The 216-nt window shown below is 71.8% G+C and carries 1 protein-coding gene; it reads right to left on the bottom strand.

The window, feature by feature from the left end; translation table 11 throughout:
• Positions 1–113 precede the first annotated feature (113 nt).
• Positions 114–216 (bottom strand): TerB family tellurite resistance protein (locus IO36_RS36265; protein ID WP_037626690.1); only part of this gene is annotated, 103 nt, incomplete at its 5' end.

Genomic DNA, 216 nt, shown 5'->3' with positions numbered 1-216 from the left:
GAACTCCGCCGTGACGCTGGCCTTCATCCTGCACGCGGCGACGCCCCTCTAGGCGTCGCCGCGAACGCCGGGCCGGCATCCTTGCAAACCGGCCCGACGCGCTGCCGGGTCGGTTAGAGGTCGAACTCGTGCGGGGGCAGGTCGAGCGTGAAGCACGCCTCGCGCACGACGGCCTGCTCGGTCTTGTCGAAGTCGCCGTCGGCGCCGCCGATGACG

It is taken from the genome of Streptomyces aureus, from assembly GCF_000725495.1.
GTDB classification, from domain to species: domain Bacteria; phylum Actinomycetota; class Actinomycetes; order Streptomycetales; family Streptomycetaceae; genus Streptomyces; species Streptomyces aureus_B.
This window is presented reverse-complemented; position numbering and strand designations above follow the sequence as displayed.